We start from the raw sequence: 26,130 nt of genomic DNA, 5'->3' as shown, positions 1-26,130 counted from the left end.
CCCCAAACCCACCTAACCCCAACGATGAAGAATTGGAAATATTTTCGCCATAGAACAATATGAAAGCCCCAATTTATTTTTTGTTTTTGTTCTTGTGGTTTGCAAAAGCATTGCAGGCACAAGGTGATGTTTCGGTAACAACGTTTGCACCAGGTGTGATAAAACTATCGTTTGGCAAACCCGACACCTTTGCACCGTACAACTTTTGTACTGAAAAGCCAAGGGTGAGCGAGATGAAGGATGTAGCCATGGCAGACCTTCCGTTTGTTTTAAAGGATGTAAAAATCGAGGTGAACGAAAGAGGTGTGCAGGTTCGCATACCGTTGAACAATGAGGAGCAACTCTACGGTTTCGGAATGCAAATCGGTAGCTTTGAGCAACGCGGTTTGCGCAAGCGGCCAATTGTGAATGATCATCCGGTATCTGACATTGGCTTTAGTCATGCGCCGCAACCGTTTTATCTTTCAACGGCCGGTTATGGTGTATTGGTGAACACATCTCGCTATGTTACTTTTCTCTGCGGTTCAAACCAGGAGCTGTTACAGCAAACTTCGGAATCGAATGCAAAAGAAGGGCTCAAATTCACTCCCGAAGAATTATATGCGCAGCAGTCGCCAAAGCATTCCGCCGTTTGGATAGACATACCGAACGCAAAAGGCGTTGAACTCTTTTTCTTTCAGGGTACAACGTTGAAGGAAAGCGTGCAACGCTACAATCTTTTTTCGGGCGGCGGCGGCTTGCCTCCGCTGTGGGGATTGGGCATCAAGTACCGAACAAAGGGTGATTTTACGCAGGACGATGTTTTGAAAATGGCTAAGTATTTCCGTTCGCACAACATTCCTTGCGACGTGCTTGGGCTGGAGCCCGGGTGGCACAGCAACTCGTATTCCTGCTCTTACGTGTGGTCAGATAAATTTCCTCGTCCGCAGGCGATGATTGACAGCCTCAAAGGCATGAACCTTCGCCTCAATCTTTGGGAACACGCTTATGTAAATCCACGTGCGCCTTTTTACAGCGACTTGAAGAATTTATCAGGTAATTTTTTGGTGTGGCGCGGTTTGGTTCCTGATTTTGTTAATCCAAACGCCGCGAAAATTTTTGCAGACTACCATGAACAGAATTTAGTAGACAAAGGCATTGCTTCGTTCAAATTGGATGAATGCGACAACTCTGACATTACACAAGGCAAGGCAACCTGGGGCTTTCCGGATTTGACAAAATTCCCATCCGGTATTGACGGCGAACAGATGCACCAACTGTTTGGTACGTTATATGCCAAAACTTTGTTTGACATCTATAAAAAGCGAAACCAGCGTACCTATTTCGATTACCGTTCTTCCAATGTTTTTACGTCATCGCTACCGGCTGTTTTGTACAGCGATATTTACGGGCACAACGATTACATCAGCATGATCTCAACGGCTTCTTTCGGTGGTTTGCTTTGGTCGCCGGAGTTGCGTGATTCAAAAAACGAAACGGATTTTATCCGCCGTTTGCAAACAATGTTGCTGGCGCCGCAAGCCGTTGTCGACGCGTGGTTTTTAAAGAATACGCCTTGGTTTCAACTGGACCGCAAATTGAACAACGAAGACGTTCGCTACGAAGGCGCCGATAAGCTGGAAGAATTGGTTCGCAGCTTATTCAATGAGCGTATGTCGTTCATTCCTTACCTCTATTCTTCGTTTTATGATTATTACGAAAAAGGAATTCCGCCCTTTCGTCCGTTGGTGATGGATTATCCTGCCGATAAAAAAGTGCGTCCAATTTCTAGCCAGTTTATGATCGGGCAAAACATAATGGCTGCACCAACAACGATGGACAGTAATGCGAGAACCGTTTATTTTCCCCAAGGCCTCTGGTTCGATTATTACACGCATCAGCAATACGAAGGCGGCAAGAGTTATCAATTGAACATTCCGTTTGATAAACTTCCCCTCTTTGTAAAGTCTGGCTCCATCATACCGGTGGCAACGCCGGTAAATTTTATAGATGATAAAACAGTGTTTGATATAACGTGCAAAGTCTTTGGAAGCAACCCTTCGGCATTTTTGCTTTTTGAAGATGATGGAACCAGCTTCAATTTTCAAAAAGGAAACGCCAATTTAATTTCCTTACGTGTTGCCAATGGAAAAGGGTCGGTGGAAAGAAAAGGCACGTATAAAGACAGGCGATATGTTATCAAAAGCTGGGAATTTTTTAAGTAGTAAGACTCGTTAACGTAAAGCAAAAAGCCTAATTATCCTGATTTGTTTTACGCTTTCAATTTTACAATTGTGCGAAACCTTTCGAATCAGGATTAGCACTTTGGATTTATCAACAGATAGCTATGAAACGTATTGCAATTGTGTTATGGGCACTGATGTTGTTTTCGATGAACGCATCATCTCAAATTGACAGCGTAATGAACGCAAGCGGTAAACTGCTTGGCTGGAACATTCTTACACAATCCAGCGTTTATCAGTTAATGCTGAACGATAGAGGAGAGGTTGTGCCCGTGTTTTACGGACCGAAGGCGCATGTCGAGCGAATGCTGCCGCAAGACCGCAGTCGCGGCAACGGACCTTTTCAGCTTAACGAAGTTACCGTGCGTGGCAAGTATGCCGATAAAATTCCGCTGGTGGAAGTTATGTTTGCAGACGGCACACGCGATTGCGAACTGGTGTTCGAAAAAGCAGAAGTGATAACGGTTGAAAGCCGCAAAACGCTTCGCATTACGCAAAAGGATAAGTACTATCCATTTGTTGTTGTTTCATATTTCCGGCCGCTGCCCGAATACGATATCCTGGAGAAATGGACCGAAGTAAAAAATACAGGAAAGAAGGAGGCAATACAAATTGAAAACCTGCTTTCTTCTTCCATCCTTCTGCAACCGGCTCGCTATTTCCTCACGCATCACGGCGGAAGATGGTTGAATGAATTTCAATTGCAAAAAACAGAATTGACAACGGGTACAAAAACCATGCAGGCAAGAGATTTTTCTTCCTTCGAAAACTCTCCTTGGTTTGCAGTTTCAAATCAGCAAGAAGCAGATGCCCCGAATGCAAGTGTTTGGTTTGGACAGGTGCATTACAGCGGCAATTGGCGCATCGATTTGGAATCGACCGTGAGCGGTCACTTGCAAATTGCAGGCGGAATTAATTTTTGGGATACGCAGTGGAAACTGGAAGCGGGACAATCGTTTACTACACCGAAAATGACATTTGGTTTTACGCAAAAAGGAACTGATGAAGCGGCGAGGCTTTCTGCTGCTTACATCCGAAAAGAAATTTTGCGGCCTTCGCTGCGTGACAAGATTCGACCGGTCATTTACAACAGTTGGTACGCAACGGGTTTTAACGTGAACGAAGAAGGACAATTAAAACTGGCGAGAGAAGCAAAGGATTTGGGCGTTGAATTGTTTGTGATTGATGACGGTTGGTTTGCGGGACGCAAAGACGATCATGCAGGCTTGGGCGATTGGTTTACGGATCCCGATAAATTCCCTAATGGTTTGAATCCTTTGATTCAAAAGATCAACGACATGGGCATGCAATTCGGCATTTGGGTAGAACCCGAGATGGTGAACCCCAACAGCCAGTTGTACAAGAAGCATCCCGATTGGGTTTTGTATTTCCCGAACCGCACCAAAACGGAATGGCGCAATCAACTCACGTTAAACCTGGCGAGAGAAGACGTGTATCAATACCTGTTGCAATCAATGACTTTCTTGTTGAAAAACCACAATATCAAATTCATCAAGTGGGACCGCAATCGTGGATTAACAGAACCGGGTTGGCCTTCTGCTTCTCCGTCCATGCAAAGAGAAGTTCGCCTGCGTTACATGAACAATCTGTATCGCCTCGTTGATGAACTCGAAAAAAGATTTCCTGATGTTCTTTTTGAATCCTGTTCCAGCGGTGGTGGAAGACCAGACTTGGGCATGCTTTCGCGAATGGATCAAACATGGACGAGTGACAATACTAATCCGTTGGACAGGCTTTTCATTCAATACGGTTACCTAAGTGCCTTTCCTGCAAATACAATGGTTTGCTGGACGACGGGTTATGATCGCAGTTCCATCAACCTGCCGCAGGAATTTATTTTCTACGTTGCCATGCAAGGCGTACTTGGCGTGGGCGACAACATCCTGCAATGGAACGACAAGCAAAAAGAAATTGCAAGGACCAAAATCGCGGAATACAAAAGCATACGCAACATGGTTCAGCAAGGCAATTTGTACCGGCTTAAGTCGCCGTTCGAAGGAAACAAAATTGCCTTGCAATATGTATCGCTGAACGCATCGGAAGCGGTTGTTCTCTGTTACAACCTGGGCAAGCTAATGGAAGGCGCGACAGACGAAAGCCGGTCAAACAAGCAACTGTTGTTGCAGGGTCTCGATCCAAAAGCATTGTATACATTGGACGATAAAAACAAGACAACCTTGTCGGGTGAATACCTGATGACGATTGGTATTCTCTGGCCTGTATCAACAGCTTACAGAAGTGCCGTAATCAAGTTAAAAAAACAATAGCGATGATTGTTAACGTTGATTTCAATATCATTTGTGAAGCGAAAATTTTTTGAAACATGCAGCAGGCTAAGAGCAATTCTTTATCGCTTCGGTACGAGCAGGCAGCGCAATTGCGTGATAAAGGTGTTTGCCGAATCGTTCTTCAAAATGGTGAAGTTGAAGTTGCACTGACAAACCTTGGCTGCAGCATTTTGTCAATAGACACTCCCGACAAAAATGGAGATTGCAAAAACATTGTTGCGGGTTTCTCCAGTATTGAAGATTACTTAGTAAACCGGGATTATCTCGGTTGCGTTGTGGGTCGTTATGCAAACCGCATCGCAAACGGCCGGTTCATGTTGGACGGAAAACCAATTCTTTTGTCGCTTAATGATGGCGTTACTCACTTGCACGGCGGTGTGGAAGGTTTTCATAAAAAGATTTGGGACGTTCAACGTTTTATCAACAAAGAAGAACAAGTCGGTATTGTCTTTAGCTATTTAAGCAGGGACGGTGAAGAAGGTTATCCCGGTAATTTAGATGTGACGGTTTCCTACTCCTTGAACAAGAACAATCAACTTTGCATTGAATACAGTGCGGAAACGGACAAGGCAACGCCTGTGAGCCTGACCAATCATTCTTATTTCAATTTAACCGGCTTTGATGTTCCGGTAATTGATGATCATTTGCTCCAGGTGAACGCTTCGGCTTATACGGAAAAGAATGAACAAAATGTACCAACGGGTTCAGTGCTTTCGGTAGAAGGTACAGCACTTGATTTTCGACAGCCAAAAAAAATAGGCAGCGGCATTGACTCCTTTCCGAAGGACGTGGGCTATGACCACAATTTTGTTTTAGAAGACCATTCAACTAGTGAAGTTGTTTTTGCGGCTAAACTTTCCGAACCGGTAAGCTGCCGTTCGCTGACGGTATTTACATCTGCGCCGGGCATACAAGTTTACACCGCCAACTACTGGGACAGTTCAATAAAGGGCGTGCAAGGACAGCTATATGAAAAGCACGGGGCTGTGGCATTGGAAACACAGGCCTTCCCGGATAGCCCCAACCAGCCGTCGTTTCCAAATACGATCTTGTATCCCGGCGAGAAATATTCTTTAAAAACGATTTATGCATTTGGCGTTGAGTAGCCTTGTTTTTCGGATGACGGATAGTGCTCAAGTCATATACATTATCTCATGCAGGTTTATTATTTTGGTTCAGGATTTTATTCCGTTGTTAAAAGAGAATGCAGCTTTAAGCAAGGCAGATTCACAGCAGATTGTCCATCTATTTCAACGCAAATTCCATTTGGGTTTCAACGCTTGAAAACTAAGTTTGTCGAGAGCGAATACGAAAGAAAGTAGCAAACCATTGCAACCTCCTTCGGTTAACAAAAACTACGATGCTTCAGCAAAATAACGTAATGACCAAGACGTCTTCTACATACAACGGTGCTTATGTGATTGGTATTTCTTTCATCTCCGCGTTGGGCGGTTACTTGTTCGGTTTTGACTTTGCGGTAATCTCCGGTGCCCTGCCTTTCCTTCGAACGGCTTTTCAATTGAACACGTGGTGGGAAGGCTTTTTAACCGGCTCGTTGGCATTGGGCTGCATCGTTGGTTGTTTGTTTGCTGGCAACCTTGCCGACTGCTACGGACGCAAGCCCGGCTTGATGACAGCCGCTTCCATTTTTGCTGTGTCATCACTCGGCATGGCCTTTTCCAATTCACTGACCGTTTTCATCATCATGCGTTTTGCCGCGGGCATCGGCGTGGGCATGGCATCCATGTTAAGTCCCATGTACATCGCCGAAGTTTCACCGGCTGCGGTTCGCGGAAGAAACGTGGCGATCAACCAACTGACTATTGTGCTCGGCATTTTGATTACTAATCTTGTGAATTACAGTTTGGCCGATAAAGGCGTTGATGCCTGGCGTTGGATGTTTGGTCTTGGCGTTGTGCCGTCTTTGTTGTTTCTGCTTGGCGTTGTGTGGCTGCCGGAAAGTCCACGCTGGCTTTTCAAAGCAAAGCAAAACGAGAAGGCGCAACGCATCCTGCAAAAGATTGGCGGTGCGGATTTCGCAAACAGCACAACAGATGATATCAGGCGTTCGCTTCGCAACGAAGCGAAACCATCTTACGCAGCCGTTTTTGAAAAAGGCGTACGGCCGGCCGTGGTCGTCGGTATTACGCTTGCGGTGTTTCAGCAGTTCTGTGGTATCAACGTTGTCTTCAATTACACCTCCACCATTTTTGAATCCGTTGGTGCTAACCTCGACCGGCAATTGTTTGAAACGGTTGCTATTGGTTTCGTCAATCTCCTCTTCACACTTTTAGCCATGTGGCAAGTAGATAAGTTGGGAAGAAGGCCTTTGATGTTGTACGGCTCAATTATTCTATCGGTGGTGTATGTTGTGATGGCGGTACTGCTAAAAAGCGGTGCCAGTGCAGGATTGGTGTCCGTGTTTGTGTTGCTGGCAATCGCCAGTTACGCTACTTCCTTAGCGCCGGTAACCTGGGTGTTGATTTCAGAAATCTTCCCGAACAAGATTCGTGGATTGGCCACATCCGTGTCAGTTGTTTCACTGTGGGCCGCCTATTTTGTTTTGGTGTTTACGTTTCCAATCCTCGCTGAAAAATTAGGAACATACGGACCGTTTTGGTTGTATGCGGTCATCTGTCTTTTGGGGTTCTTCTTTATCAAATTCAAAGTGAAGGAAACAAAAGGCAAAACACTGGAAGAACTTGAAACCATCGTTGCTCATTGAGCAATAGGATTCGATACAATAGACTTCAACGTGAAGCGCAATTCGACGTGCGTTTGAATTGTGAAAACAAATAACGAATGGAACAATCATCTGTAAGTGTTTGGAAAGAAACCGTTGTGATACCGACTTACGAAGTGGGTGTGCCGGATAAGAACCCAATGTTTTTTGAAAACCGCGTTTACCAGGGAAGCAGCGGCGTTGTTTATCCAAACCCGGTGATCGATAAGATTTATGATGAAAAGAAAGACAAGGAATACACCGGCTTGTTTTTGGAAAATCGTTACCTGAAAATCATGATCCTGCCTGAACTGGGCGGCCGTGTGCAAATGGCTTACGACAAAATAAAGGGTCGTCATTTTGTTTATTACAACCAGGTCATCAAGCCTGCCCTCGTTGGTTTGTGTGGACCGTGGATCTCGGGCGGCATTGAATTTAACTGGCCGCAACACCACCGTCCAAGTACGTTTGAGCCGGTTGATTATTCCATTGAGGAGGCCAGCGACGGCAGCAAAACAATTTGGGTGAATGAAGTGGAACGCATGTTCGGAACAAAGGGCATGGCGGGTTTTGTTCTTCATCCCGACAAAGCTTTTCTCGAAATCAACGTAAAGCTGTACAACCGCACACCGCTTCCGCAAACCTTTTTGTGGTGGGCTAATCCTGCGGTAAAAGTGAACGACGATTACCAGTCTGTTTTTCCGCCCGATGTTAACGCGGTATTTGATCACGGCAAACGCGACGTATCAAGCTTTCCCATTGCAAAGGGCACTTACTACAAAGTGAATTACGCTCCGGGTACGGATATTTCCCGTTACAAGAACATTCCGGTTCCGACTTCGTACATGGCAATCAATTCCGATTATGATTTCTTAGGCGGTTACGAACACGACACACGGGCCGGTGTTTTGCACGTTGCCAATCATCACGTATCGCCGGGAAAAAAACAATGGACCTGGGGACACAGCGATTTTGGTCTTGCGTGGGATAGAAACCTGACCGACGAAGACGGGCCTTACATTGAATTGATGGCCGGTGTTTTCACCGATAACCAACCTGACTTTAGCTGGTTGATGCCTTACGAGGAAAAAACATTTACGCAATACTTTTTGCCTTATCGCGAACTGGGTGTGGTGAAGGGCGCAACGAAAGATGTTTTGCTAAACGTTGAGCAGATCGGCGAAGCATTGGATTTAAAACTATTTGCTACGTCTTCGCAAAATGTCATCATTCGATTGGCATGTGCCGGTCAGTTGCTATTTAATAAAAAAGTTTTTGTCAGTCCTGAAGAATTGTTTGCAACAAGCACCCCGGTGAAAGAGACCATTTCAACCAAGGATATTACTGTGACGATTCTTAACGAAAGCGGAAAAGAAATTCTTCGGTACGAACCGGGAAAGGCGAAAGAGAAAGAGCTACCCGAAGCAGCAAAGCCTGCGTTGGCGCCAAAAGACGTTGAGACAACCGAAGAATTGTTTCTAACCGGCCTGCACCTTGAGCAATATCGTCACGCTACTTACAGTCCGGTGCCTTATTACGAAGAAGCCTTGCGCCGCGATCCAACTGATATTCGTAACAACAATGCGCTTGGTCTTTGGTATTTCCGAAGAGGCCAGTTTGAAAGAAGCGAACCTTTTTTTCGCGCCGCAATTGAATCGTTGTCGAAGCGAAATCCGAATCCATACGACGGCGAGCCATACTACAACCTTGGACTGTGCTTAAAAATGCAAGGCAGAAATGAGGAAGCTTACGAGTCTTTTTACAAGGCGGCATGGAACGCAGCGTGGCAACACGGAAGCTATTTTTCAATTGCGCAACTGGATTTGTCAAAAGGCAATTATCATTCTGCGTTGGAACACATTCAACTTTCGCTTGACCGAAACGCGGGCAATAGCAAAGCTTATGTATTGAAGATTGCAGCCTTACGGAAGTTGGAACGATATGACGAAGCATTGCAAGTTTGCGAAGTAGCATTGAAACGAGATCTTTTCAACCTGGGTGTTTATTTTGAGCAAAGCAAAATATACCGGAAACGCAATAACGAAGTCGTAGCAAAAGCATCAATCGAACAACTAAACATTCTTGCAAGAGGTTACGAACAGAATTATTTTGAATACGCACTTGACTATGCTGCAGCCGGTTTGTTTGACGAAGCGATTGAACTACTGCAAGCCATTGCGGAGAAAAAAGAAATGAGTGCTTCGCCAATGTTGTGGTATTACTTAGGATGGCTTCATCAGCAACTGGGTAGTGAAAACGAATCACTCCGATATTTTGAAAAAGCATCAACTGCGGATTCTTCTTATTGCTTTCCAAACAGGTTGCAGGATATCATCGTTTTGCAATCGGCAATCAACTGTAACCCGAAAGATGCAAAGGCGCCCTACTACCTCGGTAATCTTTGGTACGACAAACGGCAGTACAACGAAGCCATTGATTGCTGGAAGTTGTCTCTTGAAAGAGACAATTCCTTTCCAACTGTTTACAGAAATCTCGGCATGGCTTTCTTTAACAAGCGCAACGATGTACTGGCTGCACAAAGCATTTACGAAAGAGCCTTTACCCTAAATACTTCCGACGCACGTGTGTTGATGGAAGTCGACCAGCTTTACAAGCGATTGAACCAAGAGCCAAAAGCGAGACTCGCGTTTTTGAAAAAGCATTTGCAAGTGGTGGAAAAGCGGGACGATCTTTATTTGGAGCGAACCGCTTTATACAACCTTCTCGGCGACTACGAAACGGCGCATGAACTCATCATGCAACGCAAGTTTCATCCGTGGGAAGGTGGCGAAGGAAAAGTTTCCGCTCAATACTGTTACAGTTTGATTGAAATGGCGAAGCAGCAACTTGGACTGAACAATTTTTCAAAGGCAATTGAACTGCTGGAGCAGGCGCAAGTTTACCCGCACAATCTTGGTGAAGGCAAACTGTTTGGTGCGCAGGAAAACGACATCTTTTATTGGATGGCTTGTGCATACGAAGAGATGGGGAACACGAAGAAGGCAAACGAGTTTTATGCAAAGGCAACCGCTGGATCGTTCACACCATCTGCCGCTATTGTTTACAACGACCAACAACCGGATAAAATGTTCTACCAGGGACTTGCGTGGAGCAAGCTTGGTGAAAAAGAAAAAGCAACACAAATATTCCAGCGACTGGTACAATACGGAAAAGAGCACGTAAACGGTGATGTGAAGATTGATTATTTCGCCGTTTCGCTTCCCGACCTGCTGATATTTGAAGACGATCTTTCGCTTCGCAACAGGGTGCATTGTCATTACATGCTCGGCCTCGGTTTGCTCGGATTGGGAGAATATCAGGAAGCAGAACAGGCATTTAAAAAAGCGTTGCAGGAAGACGTTGTGCATTTGGGTTGCATCACGCATTTGCGACTTGTCACGCAATTGGAAAGCGCAAAGGCAACAGCGCAACAATCAGCATGATCGTATATGCAATACGTACACACAACACTCAGAATAGTTCTCTCACATAAGCAGCCGTAAGGCCGGCGGGAGTAATTTTTCCGGCCTTCTTTAATTTAATAGCGCTAATCATTCAATGAATAAACGCCATGATCTCAATGCAGATTCGTCGGTTAACCATGCTTCTTTTCGTTTTCGTCTTTGCAGGATGCGCATCGCAAAAAAGCATTGTGGCCGATAAACGTTTAGAAGAAAAGATCGATCAAAATTTTAGCGATGCGGCTGCGCAGTACAAGGGTATGATGCGCAGGCTTCCGGCCGATCGTTTTCCAAAAACCTACTATGCGCAAACGGATAAATTTCAAACGGGTGCTTCTTCAGACTGGTGCAGCGGCTTCTATCCCGGCACTTTGCTTTATCTCTACGAACAAACAAAAGATCAATCACTGTTACTTGAATCCGAACGCATCTTGAAGGTGTTGGAAAAAGAAAAGAACAACAAAACAACCCACGACCTCGGCTTTATGATGTATTGCAGTTTTGGAAACGCAGAACGTATACAACCGAAGCCGGCATTCAAAGACATTTTACTGACAAGCGCAAGGTCGCTTGCGTCTCGTTTTAATCCCAAAGTGGGTTGCATCAAGTCATGGGATAAAGTAAAATCTTATCACGGCGGAGAATGGTCTTATCCCGTTATTATCGACAACATGATGAACCTTGAATTGCTGTTTTACGCATCAAAGGTGACCGGCGATTCAAGCTTTCGAAACATGGCAATTAGCCATGCAAGAAAGACGGCGCAGAACCATGTGCGACCGGATTATAGCAGCTACCACGTTGTGAATTACGATCCCGAAACCGGTGCGGTGAAATCAAGAGAAACGCACCAGGGCTTTTCGGATAATTCCACCTGGTCGAGAGGTGAAGCTTGGGGCATTTACGGTTTCACCATGGTGTACCGCGAATCAGGCGAAAAGTCTTTTCTTAAAACGGCCGAAGGCATGGCCGATTTTTTTCTCGCACATCTTCCGAAGGACACGATACCCGATTGGGACTTCAACGTTAATCAGTCCGGCTATACGCCGCAATGGAAATACGATCCGTCGAAGTTTGCTGAAATTCCAAAAGATGCTTCTGCCGCTGCTGTTGCTGCTTCTGCCCTGATTGAATTGTCGCAATACACCAACAAGAAACAATCAAAAAAATATTTAAAAGCGGCGGAAGATATTTTATGGGCTTTGTCTTCACCAAAGTATAAAGCAGCAACCGGCGAAAACGGAAACTTTATTTTGAAACACAGCACGGGAAGCGTACCGGCCTATTCGGAAATTGACGTGCCGCTAACCTATGCCGATTATTATTTTGTTGAAGCAATGAAGCGGTATAAAGAGTTGAAGAAATAGATTCCTAATCTGAATCAGTTGTTGAGATAAACATGAAAAGAAACGTAATTGTTTTTATCGGTTGTTTGCTGCTTGTTCAAGTCTTGTTTGCGCAAGCCGATACCGTTTTGAACCGGTACAAACAATACTTGTTTAGAACCTTTGAGGTGTCGGATGATGCAGGCCAATTGCAAGCATCTTTGAGCAGCGAAGGCCGGTGGAGCGATATTGATTACAACGACCAGGAAAGAGGAGGATGGAAGCCTTTGCTTCACCTGAAAAGATTACGGCAACTGGCGTATGCATACGTTAATCCGCAGTCGAAATTTTATCACCAAACACAAACGCTGCAAAGCATCGAGCTGGCATTAAGCGATTGGCTACAGCATCGTTACAAATGTCCCAATTGGTGGCACAACGAAATAGGCGTGCCGCAGCAAATGAGAGATATTGTTATTCTTATCGGACCATCGCTTTCGCCGACACAACTTCAAGGTGCGTTGGAAATTTTAGGGCAATACAGGATTCAAAGCAATTCTACAGGCGCTAACCTTACGTGGACCGCTGATCTTGGCTTGCATTATGGTTTGCTGACGAAAGATTCAGCATTGGTTCAGAAATGCAGGAACTTGCTGGTTAACGAAATCAAAATCACAACCGTTGATGGCGTGCAACCCGATTACAGTTTTCACCAGCACGACAAGCGCCTGCAGATGTATCAATACGGTGCGGCTTTTTTAAAAGAGAACGTTCGATTGGCTTGGGAGCTTAGAGAAACGGCGCTTGCTTTTCCAAAAGAAAAGATCAATGTGCTTACCGATTTTTTACTGGAAGGCTGGCAATGGATGGCAAGGGGAATCAATACCGTTCCCGGAACAATGGACCGATCGGCAAGCCGTAAAAATGCTTTGCACAGTCCGGATGTCCGCGAGTTGTTGCCCTTCTTTATTGAGCTTGCGCCGGAGAAGAAAACAGAACTCGCCTCAATCGCCAATCATCAAAACGGTCACGGCGCGTTGAGTGGCTTTCGCTATTATCCTTATTCTGATTTCGCCGCATACCAACAGCCTGATTTCAGTCTTTTTGTAAAGACTATTTCTACCCGCACGCAGGTCACTGAATCCATCAACAGCGAAAATTTAAAAGGGCGTTTGCTTAACAGCGGCGATGCTTACCTGATTCATGACGGGCAAGAATATTTTAACCTGATGCCAGCATGGAATTGGAACTATTTGCCCGGCATCACAAGCTTTGGCGGAGCGGATAAAATCATACGAAAAGATTTTGCTGGCAGCGTAACTGACGGTAAAACCGGACTTACAAGCATGGATTACGTTCTTGCAAACAAAGACGGAAGCGCATTCATTTCGGCAAAGAAATCATGGTTTTGTTACGGCAATACCGTTGTTTGCCTGGTGGCCGATTTGAAAGGACAAAACGTTGATTCTGCTTATACGGCGATGGATCAATCGCGGTGGCGTAGCGCTGTGACGGTAAACAAAGAGAGCAACATGCTTGCAGAAGGTAATCATCATATTCGTCACATAAAATGGGTACACCACAACAATTTTGTGTATGTGCCGCTTGGCAATGCAACGGCCGATGTGCGATTGCAAAGCGTTACGGCAAAGTGGTCAGACATCAATACATCGGAACCGAATGAGCCGGTGAAAGAAAAGATTTTTATGCCGCTGCTGTTGCATAAAAACCTGTCAAGAGTGCAGTCGTTTGGCTACATCGCCGCCTTTTGTAAAACACCTGCTGAAGCAAGCTGCATTGCAAAAAATCCCGGTTGCAAAATCTTGCGCAATGATTCTACGTGCCAGGTTGTTTCATTTACGGACGGAAGTTTGATGGCGGCGTTTTTTGGTCCCGGTGTGGTTGCTTTTAAAGGCGGAAGATTGTCCGTTACCAAGCCTTGTTTGCTTTTGTTGAAGGACGGTAAACTGTACGCAAGCGATTCGCTGCAGTCGAATGATTCTGTACGTGTTCAACTAAACAATAAAGTTTATGACGTGCAGTTGCCGGCTAATGGATTTTCCACCAAAGGTTTGTCGTTGAAGTGATTTTTATAGTTGTTTAAATTGTTTGCAGATGAAGATATATTCTGTTGCATTGGTTTCGTTGTTTGGTTTCCTGTTTGGCTGCGGTGTAAAAACCTTGCCGACCGGTGATTCTTCAAACGGTAGTCAAACGAAGTCAAACACGGTTTCGATTCTTACCTACAATATTCACCACGCGAACCCGCCTTCAAAACCTGGAGTGATTGATATTGATGCAATCGCCAACGTGATAAAGCAGCAACAACCCGACTTGGTGGCGTTACAGGAAGTGGATGTGCACACGAATCGTTCGGGGACGACGATGCACGAAGCCGAAGAAATAGCAAGGCTTGCCGGTATGAAAGCTTTTTTTGCCAAGGCAATTGATTACGGTGGCGGTGAATACGGCGTTGCCATTCTTTCAAAATTTCCGATGGAAAACCTGCGTAATATTTCACTTCCCACCGATGATAATACCAAAGGCGAACACCGAACGCTGGCAATGGCGACGATCGTTTTGCCGCACAATAAAAAATTTGTTTTTGCCTGCACGCATCTTGATGCGCAGCACGACGATGTAAACCGGCAGATGCAGATTAAAAAAATTATCGAGGTAGCAAAAGATGAAAGCCTTCCTGTCGTTATTGCCGGTGATCTCAATGCTTTGCCAACAAGCGACGTAATCAAGCAGCTTGACGGTGTGTTTACACGAACTTGTGTTGGCGATTGCCCGTTCACGATTCCTGAAAAAAATCCAAACAGAACCATAGACTACATCGCCTTTGCGCCGGCATCAACGTTTTCCATTCTTTCGCACGCTGTCGTGGATGAATCTTATGCTTCCGATCACCGCCCAGTCAAAGCCATTCTTCAATTGCGATAAAGAAATACGGATGAAAAAAAGAAGAGCCATTGTTTTATTCTCGCTCTTTATAACGCTTGTTGTAACGGCTGTTTTGCCAATTGATGCAATGGCAAACGAAAAAAGCGACGAAGAAATTTTAGCTGCCGCGAGAAGCGTTATTGAACGAACAATTGGCGCAAGGTCGAAGAGCATCTCCTTGCTATTAATTCCATCGGTGAATAGAAAAGACGCTTACTTGATAGAAGCCAAAAAAGGAAAACTGTCTATAAGCGGAAGCAGTGTAACTGCCATCACTTATGCCTTTCGTACCTACCTGCAAAAAGCTTGTCACAGCATGGTTACTTGGAATGGCAAGCACTTAAACCTGCCGCAAACATGGCCTGATTATGCAGAAGAAAAAATTACATCGCCCTATCAATACCGCTACTTTCTTAACGTGGTAACGTTTGGTTATACGACACCGTATTGGAATTGGAAACGATGGGAACAGGAATTGGATTGGATGGCGCTGCACGGCGTGAACATGCCTTTGGCAACCGTTGCCAGTGAAGCAATAGCCGCAAGGGTTTGGAAAAAACTTGGGTTATCCGATGCGCAGATTGCCGAATTCTTTACAGGCCCCGCACATTTGCCCTGGCACCGCATGGGCAATCTTAATAAATGGGACGGCCCTATTCCGTTAAGCTGGCATCTTGACCAACTTCAATTGCAACACCGCATATTAAAACGCATGCACGAGCTGGGCATGCATCCTATTGCGCCGGCCTTTGCGGGATTTGTGCCCGAAGGGTTTCAAAACTTACATCCGGATGTTGAAGTAAAACGACTGACATGGGGCGGTTTCCCGCAGGAATACAATGCTTTTGTGTTAGCACCCAATACGAAGTATTTTGAACAGATTGGCAAGCTGTTTATACAGGAATGGGAAGCGGAGTTCGGCAAAAATGAATTTTATCTTTCCGACAGTTTTAACGAGATGGATGTGCCCGTTCCCAAAAACGATACGGCCGCGAAATACAAGCTGCTGGCTGATTACGGCGCTTCCATTTACAAATCAATCGCAGCCGGAAACCCTGATGCGGTATGGGTTACACAAGGATGGACCTTCGGCTACCAGCATAAATTTTGGGACACCGAAACCTTGAAGGCCATGTTGAAGAACGTGCCTGATGACAAGATGATCATCGTTGACCTGGCCAATGAATTTCCGAAATACGTGTGGCACATCGAACAAACCTGGAAAACGCAGCAAGGTTATCACGACAAAAAATGGATTTACAGTTACGTGCCAAATTTTGGCGGCAAAACAACCTACACGGGTGATCTTTCTTTGTATGCATCCGGCTCCGCAGAAGCATTGAAATCACCGTATGCAAAAACGCTGATTGGCTTTGGCTCTGCACCGGAAGGCATTGAGAACAACGAAGTGATTTATGAATTGCTGGCCGATCTGGGCTGGACGAATAACAGCATCGATCTTGACCAATGGTTGGCTGCTTATAGCAGTGCACGCTACGGTGCCTATCCGCAATCGCTAAAAGAATCATGGAACTTGTTGCGATCATCGGTGTACGGTTCTTTTTCTTCTTACCCTCGCTTTACCTGGCAAACGGTTTTGCCCGATCAAAAACGCAAAACTGCGCTCAATACAAGCCCTGCTTTTTTACAAGCGGTGAAGACGTTCTTGCAAAGTGCTGATCAGTTAAAGTCGTCGCAGCTTTATAGGGCTGATGCAATTGAGTTGGCTGCACTGTATCTCTCCATCAAAGCCGACGATCATTATAAGCTGGCGCTCCGTGCCGATACGCTTCAGCAACGAGAGCAACGTGATGACGAATTAGCAAAGGCCGTGAACTTGCTTACCGTTGTTGACCGGCTGTTGCAATCGCATCCAACGGATCGCTTGGAGCCTTGGGTAGAAGCGGCGAGAGCGCATGGCACTAATGTCAAACAAAAAGATTATTACGAAAGCAATGCGAAGCGGCTTATCACAACCTGGGGCGCTGCGCAAAGTGATTATGCGGCTCGCATGTGGAGCGGCCTGATAAAAGACTATTACATTCCTCGCATGAAGCTTCAATTGTCAGATAAAAGAAATGCGTTGCGTGAATGGGAAGAGCGATGGATAAAGACGCCCTGGAGGAATACAACAAAGGCTTATGCTGATCCGTTGCGTGTTGCAATAGAAATGGTCAACCAGAATTAATTAATCACGATGTTCCATCAAAGAATAAAAGCTTTACTGCTCTTTGTTTTGCTATCCGTTTCGTTCATGGCGAAAGCATTGGATGGTGAAAATAACAATGATAAAACTGCAGCCGTTTATGCTTTAATCAAACGAGTGCTGCCGCAACACGCCAACAAATTTGTGATTGGCTTCATTGAAAAGAAGAACGGCAACGATTGTTTCGAGATCGAAAGCGTTGGAGGCAAAATTATGTTGCGGGGCAACAACGGCATTTCCATCGCCAGTGCTTTGAATTATTATTTGAAAAATTTTGCGCATTGCAGCATCACCTGGAACGGCAATAATCTCCACTTACCTAATCCATTGCCTGTAGTAAAAGAAAAAGTGCAAAAGGAATCGCCGTACAAGTACCGGTACTACCTCAACTATTGCACCTTCAATTACACCATGAGCTGGTGGAACTGGGAACGCTGGCAAAAGGAAGTTGACTGGATGGCATTGAACGGCATCAACATGCCGCTGGCAATAACAGGACAGGAAGCGGTTTGGAACAAGGTGTATCGATCAATGGGCCTTTCGCAAGATGAGCTTAAAAACTTTTTTAGCGGACCGGCTTACTTCAGTTGGTTCTGGATGGGGAACCTTGATGCATGGGGTGGTCCCTTGCCGCAAAGCTGGATGAAGTCGCACGAAGAGTTGCAGAAGAAAATTTTACAAAGTGAACGAGAATTGGGTATGACGCCTGTGCTTCCGGCATTTACAGGACATGTGCCTTCTGCATTGCGCAATAAATTCCTGACTGCGAAATTTAAAACCACCAACTGGAACGGAAAGTTTGGCGATGTCTATTTACTTGATCCATCCGATCCCTTGTTCATAACCATCGGTAAAAAATTCATCGAGGAACAAACGGCAACTTTCGGTACGGATCACATCTACTCCGCTGACACCTTCAACGAAAACGTTCCGCCCACGAACGACTCCACCTTCTTAGGTGATGTTAGTAAAAAAGTTTACCAGTCAATGGCTGCTGCCGATCCGAAAGCCGTGTGGGTTATGCAGGGATGGCTCTTTCATTTCTCCGCTAAATTTTGGCAGCCCACGCAAATAAAAGCGCTGTTGAATGCCGTGCCAAACGACAAGATGATTCTGCTGGATTTGTGGAGCGAAAAGAACCCCGTATGGACAAAAACGGAAGCCTATTACGGCAAACCCTGGATCTGGTGCATGCTGCACAATTTTGGCGGCAACAACAGTTTGTACGGACGTATGCAAAACGTTGCGGCCGATCCTTCAGCCGCATTACACAATTCAAACAAAGGCAAGTTGATTGGTCTTGGGTTGACACCCGAAGCTATTGAACAAAACCCCGTGATGTATGACCTGATGCTTGAAAATGTTTGGCACGATGAACCGATAGCACTAAACACATGGTTGAACGGCTATGCCTTGCGTCGTTACGGTAAACGAAACACCGATGTTGAAAAGGCCTGGCAGATATTGAAAGAAACGGCCTACAACGACAGCATTACAAACGGCGGTGCAGAATCAATTGTGTGCGGACGGCCAACCTTTTCGGCAAGCACAAGAGGCGTGGCGACACGCTTGTCCTATCGTGCAGCGCAATTGCTGCCAGCCTGGAATTATTTCATGACGGCCACCGAAGAATTGAAAAGCAGCGAAGGCTTTCGATACGATGTTGTTGACCTGACCCGGCAAGTGCTGGCAAACTATGCTAACGCCTTGCAACAACAATGCGCACGATTGTACAAGAAAGGCGACCTTGATTCATTTCAAAAACAAAGTGATGCTTTTCTAGCACTAATCAGCGACATGGACAATTTGCTGGCTACGCAAAAAGATTTTTTATTGGGCAAATGGTTGGCCGATGCCAGGAGTTGGGGCACGACTGCTGAAGAAAAAAATCTTTACGAGAAAAATGCCCGTAACCTTATCACCTTGTGGGGCGATAAAAACAGTACGCTTCGCGAATATTCGTGCAGGCAATGGTCAGGTTTGCTAAACGGTTTCTATAAGAAAAGATGGGAGCAGTTTTTTGCGTATGTCGTTCAACAGATGAAAAGTCATCAACCGGTTGAGGAAAAGTATTTCGACAACCAAATCAAAGAATGGGAGTGGAGTTGGGTGAATAGTCATGAAGCCTATCCGGATGAAACCAACGGAAGTTCAATAACTGTTGCGAAGGCAATGTACAGGAAGTACAAAGACGTCGTTGCAGCGATATACAAGTAATGTATAAATTTCAATTCGATAAACAACACAAGTTTGCATCCATGTACACCGTTAACGCAATTCGTTTTCTGATTTTAGGCTTGTTGTTTTCTTCGCAAACAATTGTCTTTGCCCAACAGCCAAGCGATCCTGTGGAATGGGTCAATCCCTTGATGGGCACCGATTCCAAGCCAAGTCTTTCCAACGGCAATACATATCCCGCAATCGGTTTGCCTTGGGGCATGAACTATTGGACGCCGCAAACCGGTGCAATGGGCAACGGCTGGCAATATCAATACAGCGCCGATAAAATCCGCGGCTTCAAACAAACGCACCAGCCTTCGCCGTGGATGAACGATTACGGGCAGTTTGCTATCATGCCGGTGACGCGAAGTTTGAAGTTTCGACAAGACGACCGCGCCAGTTGGTTTTCGCACAAGGCAGAAATTGTCAAGCCGTACTACTACAATGTTTACTTAGCCGATGCTGATGTGACGACTGAATTGACGACCACTGAAAGAGCGGCGCAGTTTCAGTTCACGTATCCAAAATCCGACAGTTCGTTTTTGGTGATTGATGCTTTTGACAAAGGTTCGTACGTAAAAATTATTCCTTCGCAGAACAAGATCATTGGTTATTCCACACGCTACAGCCGCGGGCCACTGTCGGCCTTCCGCAATTATTTTGTGATTTATCTTGACAAAGCTTTCTCGTTCTCATCTGGCTGGCGCGACAGCACGTTGTTGAAAGATTCTCTGGAAGTAACCGCGAACCATTCTGGTGCCATCATTGGTTTTAAAACAAGCAAAGGCGAAAAGATCAATGTAAAAGTTGCTTCTTCCTTTATCTCTTTTGAACAAGCGGAATTAAATCTTCAAAGAGAAGTTGGCAAAGAAACCTTTGCGACAACGAAACAAAAAGCAAAGGCCCGCTGGAATGAAACGCTTGGACGACTAATGATAGAAGGCGGTACCGAAGAACAGACAAAAACGTTTTATTCCTGCCTTTACAGGATGGTGCAGTTTCCGCAGCGATTGTATGAATCGGATAAGAATGGAAACGTTATTCACTACAGCCCGTATAACGGCAAGGTTGAAAAAGGATATTTGTTTGGTGGCACCGGCTTTTGGGATACGTTTCGTGCGTTGTATCCTTTCCTAAACCTTGTTTACCCCGAGGTCAACAAAGAGATGCAGCAAGGTTTGGTGAATGATTACAAAGAAGGCGGTTGGTTGCCGGAATGGTCAAGTCCGGGCTACGCCGACATTATGATTGGCAACAATTCGGCTTCTGTTGTTGCCGATGCGTACATCAAGGGCCTTAGAGGTTATGATATTGAATCCCTGTACAAAGCAATGCTGCACGGTGCTAACAACGAAGGACCTGTAAGTGCGGTTGGAAGAAAAGGAGTTGAGTATTACAACACGTTGGGCTACGTACCGTACGATGTAAAGATTATCGAGAACGCAGCGAGGACCCTGGAATATGCTTATGATGATTTCACCATCTATCAACTGGCAAAGGCATTAAAGCGTCCGCAGGCAGAAATTGATTTGTATGCCAAACGCTGCCAGAATTATCGCAATGTTTTTGATGCGCAAACAAAGTTGATGCGGGGACGAAACAAAGATGGTTCGTTTCAGTCGCCGTTCAATCCGTTCAAATGGGGCGACGCGTTTACCGAAGGAAACAGTTGGCATTATAGCTGGAGCGTTTTTCACGACATTGCCGGTTTGAAAAAACTGATGGGCGGCGATAAAGCCTTTGTGGCGATGCTGGATTCAGTGTTCGCCATGCCGCCGGTATTTGACGAGAGTTATTACCGCAGCGTGATCCACGAAATACGCGAAATGCAGGTCATGAACATGGGGCAGTATGCACACGGCAACCAACCCATTCAGCACATGATTTATTTGTACAACTATGCGGGTCAGCCATGGAAAACGCAATACTGGGCTCGTGAAGCAATGAATCATTTGTACAAGCCTACACCCGACGGCTATTGCGGCGATGAGGACAACGGGCAAACTTCCGCATGGTATGTGTTTTCAGCCTTAGGTTTTTATCCTGTTTGCCCGGCAACGGATCAATACGTTTTGGGTGCGCCGCTGTTTAAAAAGATAACCGTTTCTCTGCCCGGCCATAAAAAATTTGTTATCAGTGCGCCGGCGAACAGCGACGTAAACCGTTACGTGCAAGACCTGAAATTAAACGGTAAGTCTTACGACAAAAATTGGGTAAGTCATTTTGATTTGATACGGGGCGGCGTTTTGCAATTCACAATGTCAAACAAGCCTAACCAGCAAAGAGGAACAACAAAGAACGCTTATCCATATTCGTTTTCGAAGTAAGCAGGCGGAGGTTATTTAAATGATGTGGTTTGTTTTATCATGAATAGTTATTCTTGAGGAGCAGAGCGGACAAAGGTCGAACCAGTTATTACAGGGTTTACTCATACTATCGAAACTAATGGATTGATTCAAAGCAGTTTAATGATTTTGAGTTCTTGAACAAAGTGGTTCGACCTTTGTCGGGCATTCTATCTTGTGATTTTGTATCCTTCCGTATACCGAAGGTTTGTATTCTCGATCTGACCAGCCGCGACGATTGGACTTACTTGTGTCAATATTGCATTTAAGCGGCGGCGTAGTGTACACTATGTTCGCGGAAGTATTATCTTAGAAATAGGGTGGTTTTAAGAGGATGTCCATTTATTGGGCTTGATAGCAACGGCTGCATTTACGACGTTGATCAACAACAAGAAAAGCGGTCTTGATTTTGTTCGTGCGTTGTGGAATGCCAAACTTGAGCAGTATTACGACGACTTGTTGTATTTATTCAACTTGATGCATCTGAACGGCAAATACCAAAATCATCAAACCAAAATGATTGGATCATTCTGAGAAATTAAAAGCAACGTCTTATTTCTATATGAAGAAAATCAGACTGGGTTTCGCTACGTTTATTCTTTCGGTCTTGCTTTCGAAACTTGCCGCGCAAGCACAGAATCCAATCCTCTTCGCCGATGTTCCCGACATGTCAATGATCCGCGTTGGCAACACCTATTACATGAGCAGCACCACTATGCACATGAGTCCCGGTGTGCCCATTATGAAATCGAAGGATCTCGTTAACTGGCAATTGGTGAACTATGCTTACGATACGTTGGCAAATAGTGATGAACTGGCTCTCACCAATGGGAAAAGCACGTACGGAAGAGGGTCATGGGCGAGCAGCCTTCGTTACCACAACGGAACGTATTACGTTTCCACCTTTTCGCAAACCACCGGGCGAACGCATGTTTATTCAACGGAGAACATAGAGAAAGGACCTTGGAAAACTGTTTCGTTCAAACCAAGCTATCACGACCATTCCTTGTTCTTTGACGACGATGGCCGTGTCTATCTTATCTACGGCGCTGGCAAATTAAAATTGGTTGAACTCACAAACGATGTCACCGGCATTAAGCCCGGTACAGCGGAGCAAGTCATTATTGAAAATGCCAGTGCGCCTGCCGGCACAAACATCAACCTGCAGGCCGAAGGTTCGCAGTTGTTTAAAGTGAATGGAAAGTATTATCTCTTCAACATTACCTGGCCGCGGGCCGGTATGCGTACCGTTGTTATTCATCGCGCAGATAAGATTACAGGTCCGTATGAAGGTAAGCTTGCGTTGCAGGATTTAGGCGTGGCGCAAGGCGGTTTGATTGACACACCAGAAGGCGAGTGGTTTGCTTATTTGTTTCGCGATTACGGTGCCGTGGGTCGCATACCGTATCTCGTTCCGGTGAAGTGGGTGGACGCTTGGCCGGTGCTCGGCGTTGACGGTAAAGTGCCGCAAACACTCAACCTTCCGGCAAACAAACCGCTCATTCCGGGTATTGTGGCTTCGGATGAATTCAGCCGCAAAAAAGGCGAGCCGGCATTGCCCTTGGCTTGGCAATGGAATCACAATCCTGATAACAGCCTTTGGTCTGTAAAGGCGCGAAAAGGTTATCTCCGCCTTACCACGGGCAGAATTGATACAAGCTTTTTGCTGGCGCGAAATTCATTAACACAACGCACTATTGGCCCGGTCTGCAGCGGTACTACTTCGCTGGATGTTTCGAATATGAAAGACGGTGACTTTGCCGGACTCGGTTTGCTGCAAAAAAATTACGGCTTACTCGGCGTTCGCGTTAACGGTAATAGGAAAGAAATGGTAATGGTGAACGTTGGCACGGGAAAGGCGATAGAATCGCAATCAATTCCGCTCAATCAAACGACCGTTTACTTTAAAGCCAAATGCAATTTCACCGACAAGAAAGACGTGGCTGATTTCTTCTACAGCCTTGACGGCAAAACATGGATGCCGATTGGCACGCAATTAAAAATGACGTATACGCTTCCCCATTTTATGGGATACCGTTTTGCGCTGTTTAATTACGCAACAAAAAACACCGGCGGTTTTGTTGACTTTGATTTTTTTCGTGTCAGTGACAAAATCAATTACTAAAGAAATTATTCAAGCAGACCTGCAAGCGAATTCGCTCAACGAAATACGGCATCATCTCCTTTGTACGTAAACCAATCATAGTAGGCTTTTCCACTGCTTGGCTTGCCCATTGAAGTAGCGTACAAGCCAAACACACAGCCTACAAACCCACCGGCCGTTTCCGTGCTTAAAAACCTTGCATCAACGTTTTTAAGTTCCGTCCATTTTTTCTTGTCCGTGGAGAAAGACATGGTGTAAACAGCGCCTTTTGGTTCGATGCGCAGGTACACGTCGTTCCCTGCAGAAGGCAAAGGCTGCGATGTCAGCAAGGTCATTGTGTCGTTAGCCGATTGGTAAAGCTGCACTGCGGGATTCCCGTTCACAAGTGATTTGCACAGGTAATAAAAATGGGTCTCGTTTTGAAAGATGACCATTCCTGCTTTTTCGTTGTCGGCTGTTGGTGTAAAGGAAAGCTTTGTTGTTGCAGATGCGTAGTTGTGCTGCTGTCGAAAACCAACAAACGAAGGATTCTCTTTACCACTTACAGTTTGCGGCCGAAGCTGTACACTTAACCATCCCGCTTTGTCTTTTGTGTTGTACCATTTATCCGTTGGCGTGCGCAAAAAAATGTACCGCAGGTCCAGCGGCTCTTTACTAAAATCATCGCTGAAGCTAAAGTTGCCGCTGTAAGGATTAACAGGATTTTTATTGACGTTCGGCAAAGGCAGGGGATAACGATATTGCACTTCTTCCATTTCTTTTGTCATCACCGGCCAGCCATCGTTCGTCCACGTTACGGGAATTAAAAAGGTTTCGCGGCCAATATTATAGTGATTGCCTTCGTACGGTCGACAACCCAAAAACACGGCGTACCAGGTTCCGTTTTGCGTTTGAACAAGGTCAGCATGGCCGGTTGTTGTGATTGGATTTTTTCTTGCGGGGTTCAATTGTCGCTGTGTCAAGATAGGATTGTCCTTCCACGGTACATAAGGCCCGCCAACCGACTTGCTGCGAAAGATAACTTCGGAGTGATTGTAGCCGGTGCCGCCTTCGGCACACATCAGGTAATACCAATCGTTGATGCGGTAAATGTGCGGTCCTTCAATCCACACGGGATGCTTTGCCGTATCCACGCCGCCGTTCACCAAAAGTTTTTCTTCTCCGGTCGGCTTCATGTTTCTGTAATCAAATTCAATCATGCGTATGGAGCGATGGCCATTCCACAATGATTTTTTCTCCGGCGGATCGCTGTTGTAAATAATGTAAGATTTGTCGGCACCCTCGTCAAAAAACAGCGAAGGATCAATGCCTGTAACGTTGTGCAGGTAAACCGGGTTGCTCCACGGGCCTGCGGGATTTTTTGCGGTGATGACGAAGTTGCCGCCTTTGTCAATTAGTGTGCACAGGATGTAGTACAGTCCTTTGTAATAGCGGATGGTTGGTGCAAACAATCCTCTTGAAACACCGGCGCCAAGCAGTGGTAGCTGTTCAGGCCTGTCCATCGCGTTGCCAATCTGCTTCCAGCTCACGAGGTCCTTGCTGTGAAAAACAGGAAGGCCGGGAAAGTACGCGAAGGACGAATTGACGATGTAGTAATCATCACCCACGCGACAAATGCTGGGATCAGGATAAAAGCCAGCGAGAACCGGATTGGTATAAGTTCTGACGCTTTGCGCCCGGCACAACAAGCAGGGGAGAAGCAAGAGCGTAAAAAAGATTTTCTTCATTCAGTATGGGTTGTTGATGGTTGTCGTTGTCAAGCTGAGAGTATCCTTTGCTGTTGGTTGAATCATAGATGTCCTCGTGTAAAATGTTGTAACGTTTGCTAAAATACTTTTACTTCTGACGCTATCTACTAAAAGGTCATTTTTTGTCAGTCCATCAGTGTTCTGCGGCACTCGGTTTTTTAACGGCTTTGAGCCAACCGGGCGTTTGTACGTTCATGCCATTGAAATAACCAGAGATGCGGAAATAAAGTAAGATGCAATTTCCTGCATAGAGCCCCTTTATCGATCATGGAATAGTAGCCGGGCAGACGAACTTCGAAAACTTGAATTTTAATGGTCGGTGTGATGGTAATAGCCGGCAAGTTACAACAGGTATCATTTGGTCTTTTATTTCCAATTTAGCTTCAATAGCAAATCAAGCGATTTGACCTTCTGTATACCGAAGGTTGCAAGTCCTATCGAAATTCCAGATATACGCATACATCTCTAAGCCTAATATTTGGTACTTATACGTCATGGGTGGCGGACAACGGAGTCGACCCA

13 protein-coding genes are annotated in these 26,130 nt (G+C 45.5%); 12 read left to right on the top strand and 1 reads right to left on the bottom strand.

The window, feature by feature from the left end; genetic code table 11:
* Nucleotides 1-59 precede the first annotated feature (59 nt).
* The 12 genes from FSB75_RS10465 to FSB75_RS10410 all read left to right on the top strand — a co-directional run bounded on the left by FSB75_RS10465 (nt 60) and on the right by FSB75_RS10410 (nt 23,881).
* On the top strand, nt 60-2,204 hold the full coding sequence (locus FSB75_RS10465) for a glycoside hydrolase family 31 protein (protein WP_146786727.1): 2,145 nt from the start codon (nt 60-62) through the stop codon (nt 2,202-2,204).
* A gap of 122 nt (nt 2,205-2,326) precedes the next feature.
* Nucleotides 2,327-4,510, top strand: a complete 2,184-nt coding sequence (locus FSB75_RS10460) for an alpha-galactosidase (protein ID WP_146786724.1) — start codon at nt 2,327-2,329, stop codon at nt 4,508-4,510.
* Between the two features lie 56 nt (nt 4,511-4,566).
* Nucleotides 4,567-5,637 (top strand): aldose epimerase family protein, encoded by a 1,071-nt coding sequence (locus FSB75_RS10455; protein ID WP_146786721.1) that lies wholly within the window; start codon nt 4,567-4,569, stop codon nt 5,635-5,637.
* A 254-nt stretch (nt 5,638-5,891) separates the two neighbouring features.
* Nucleotides 5,892-7,256 (top strand): sugar porter family MFS transporter, encoded by a 1,365-nt coding sequence (locus FSB75_RS10450; RefSeq protein WP_146786718.1) that lies wholly within the window; start codon nt 5,892-5,894, stop codon nt 7,254-7,256.
* 77 nt (nt 7,257-7,333) lie between these two features.
* Nucleotides 7,334-10,696, top strand: a complete 3,363-nt coding sequence (locus FSB75_RS10445; protein ID WP_146786715.1) for a DUF5107 domain-containing protein — start codon at nt 7,334-7,336, stop codon at nt 10,694-10,696.
* Nucleotides 10,697-10,905: 209 nt separating this feature from the next.
* A complete protein-coding gene (locus FSB75_RS10440; RefSeq protein ID WP_227990551.1) occupies nt 10,906-12,081 on the top strand; it encodes a glycoside hydrolase family 88 protein in 1,176 nt (391 codons plus the stop codon).
* Nucleotides 12,082-12,113: 32 nt separating this feature from the next.
* Entirely contained in the window at nt 12,114-14,126 is a 2,013-nt protein-coding gene (locus FSB75_RS10435; protein ID WP_146786709.1) for a polysaccharide lyase family 8 super-sandwich domain-containing protein, read from the top strand.
* Between the two features lie 28 nt (nt 14,127-14,154).
* Nucleotides 14,155-14,985 carry an endonuclease/exonuclease/phosphatase family protein gene (locus tag FSB75_RS10430; protein ID WP_146786707.1) on the top strand — a complete coding sequence of 277 codons (831 nt, stop codon included), beginning with the start codon at nt 14,155-14,157 and terminating at the stop codon, nt 14,983-14,985.
* Nucleotides 14,986-14,995: 10 nt separating this feature from the next.
* Nucleotides 14,996-17,173, top strand: coding sequence for an alpha-N-acetylglucosaminidase (locus FSB75_RS10425; protein ID WP_227990908.1), 2,178 nt, complete (start codon nt 14,996-14,998; stop codon nt 17,171-17,173).
* 9 nt (nt 17,174-17,182) lie between these two features.
* Nucleotides 17,183-19,408: an alpha-N-acetylglucosaminidase gene (locus FSB75_RS10420; protein WP_146786704.1), complete on the top strand. Its 2,226-nt coding sequence runs from the start codon at nt 17,183-17,185 to the stop codon at nt 19,406-19,408.
* Between the two features lie 41 nt (nt 19,409-19,449).
* Nucleotides 19,450-21,738 carry a GH92 family glycosyl hydrolase gene (locus FSB75_RS10415; RefSeq protein ID WP_146786701.1) on the top strand — a complete coding sequence of 763 codons (2,289 nt, stop codon included), beginning with the start codon at nt 19,450-19,452 and terminating at the stop codon, nt 21,736-21,738.
* Nucleotides 21,739-22,318: 580 nt separating this feature from the next.
* Nucleotides 22,319-23,881 (top strand): glycoside hydrolase family 43 protein, encoded by a 1,563-nt coding sequence (locus FSB75_RS10410; RefSeq protein ID WP_146786698.1) that lies wholly within the window; start codon nt 22,319-22,321, stop codon nt 23,879-23,881.
* 35 nt (nt 23,882-23,916) lie between these two features.
* On the opposite strand, the gene FSB75_RS10405 is transcribed toward FSB75_RS10410, so the two are convergent.
* Complete coding sequence (locus FSB75_RS10405; protein ID WP_146786695.1) at nt 23,917-25,587, bottom strand: glycoside hydrolase family 43 protein; 1,671 nt, start codon at nt 25,585-25,587, stop codon at nt 23,917-23,919.
* Nucleotides 25,588-26,130 lie beyond the last annotated feature (543 nt).

It is taken from the genome of Flavisolibacter ginsenosidimutans, from assembly GCF_007970805.1.
GTDB classification, from domain to species: Bacteria; Bacteroidota; Bacteroidia; order Chitinophagales; family Chitinophagaceae; genus Flavisolibacter; species Flavisolibacter ginsenosidimutans.
This window is presented reverse-complemented; position numbering and strand designations above follow the sequence as displayed.

Coding starts and splice junctions, on each gene's coding strand:
- FSB75_RS10465 (WP_146786727.1), top strand. CDS start 60: ATGAAAGCCCCAATTTATTTTTTGTTTTTGTTCTTGTGGTTTGCAAAA.
- FSB75_RS10420 (WP_146786704.1), top strand. CDS start 17,183: ATGTTCCATCAAAGAATAAAAGCTTTACTGCTCTTTGTTTTGCTATCC.
- FSB75_RS10430 (WP_146786707.1), top strand. CDS start 14,155: ATGAAGATATATTCTGTTGCATTGGTTTCGTTGTTTGGTTTCCTGTTT.
- FSB75_RS10450 (WP_146786718.1), top strand. CDS start 5,892: ATGCTTCAGCAAAATAACGTAATGACCAAGACGTCTTCTACATACAAC.
- FSB75_RS10455 (WP_146786721.1), top strand. CDS start 4,567: ATGCAGCAGGCTAAGAGCAATTCTTTATCGCTTCGGTACGAGCAGGCA.
- FSB75_RS10445 (WP_146786715.1), top strand. CDS start 7,334: ATGGAACAATCATCTGTAAGTGTTTGGAAAGAAACCGTTGTGATACCG.
- FSB75_RS10405 (WP_146786695.1), bottom strand. CDS start 25,587: ATGAAGAAAATCTTTTTTACGCTCTTGCTTCTCCCCTGCTTGTTGTGC.
- FSB75_RS10415 (WP_146786701.1), top strand. CDS start 19,450: ATGTACACCGTTAACGCAATTCGTTTTCTGATTTTAGGCTTGTTGTTT.
- FSB75_RS10410 (WP_146786698.1), top strand. CDS start 22,319: ATGAAGAAAATCAGACTGGGTTTCGCTACGTTTATTCTTTCGGTCTTG.
- FSB75_RS10460 (WP_146786724.1), top strand. CDS start 2,327: ATGAAACGTATTGCAATTGTGTTATGGGCACTGATGTTGTTTTCGATG.
- FSB75_RS10435 (WP_146786709.1), top strand. CDS start 12,114: ATGAAAAGAAACGTAATTGTTTTTATCGGTTGTTTGCTGCTTGTTCAA.
- FSB75_RS10425 (WP_227990908.1), top strand. CDS start 14,996: ATGAAAAAAAGAAGAGCCATTGTTTTATTCTCGCTCTTTATAACGCTT.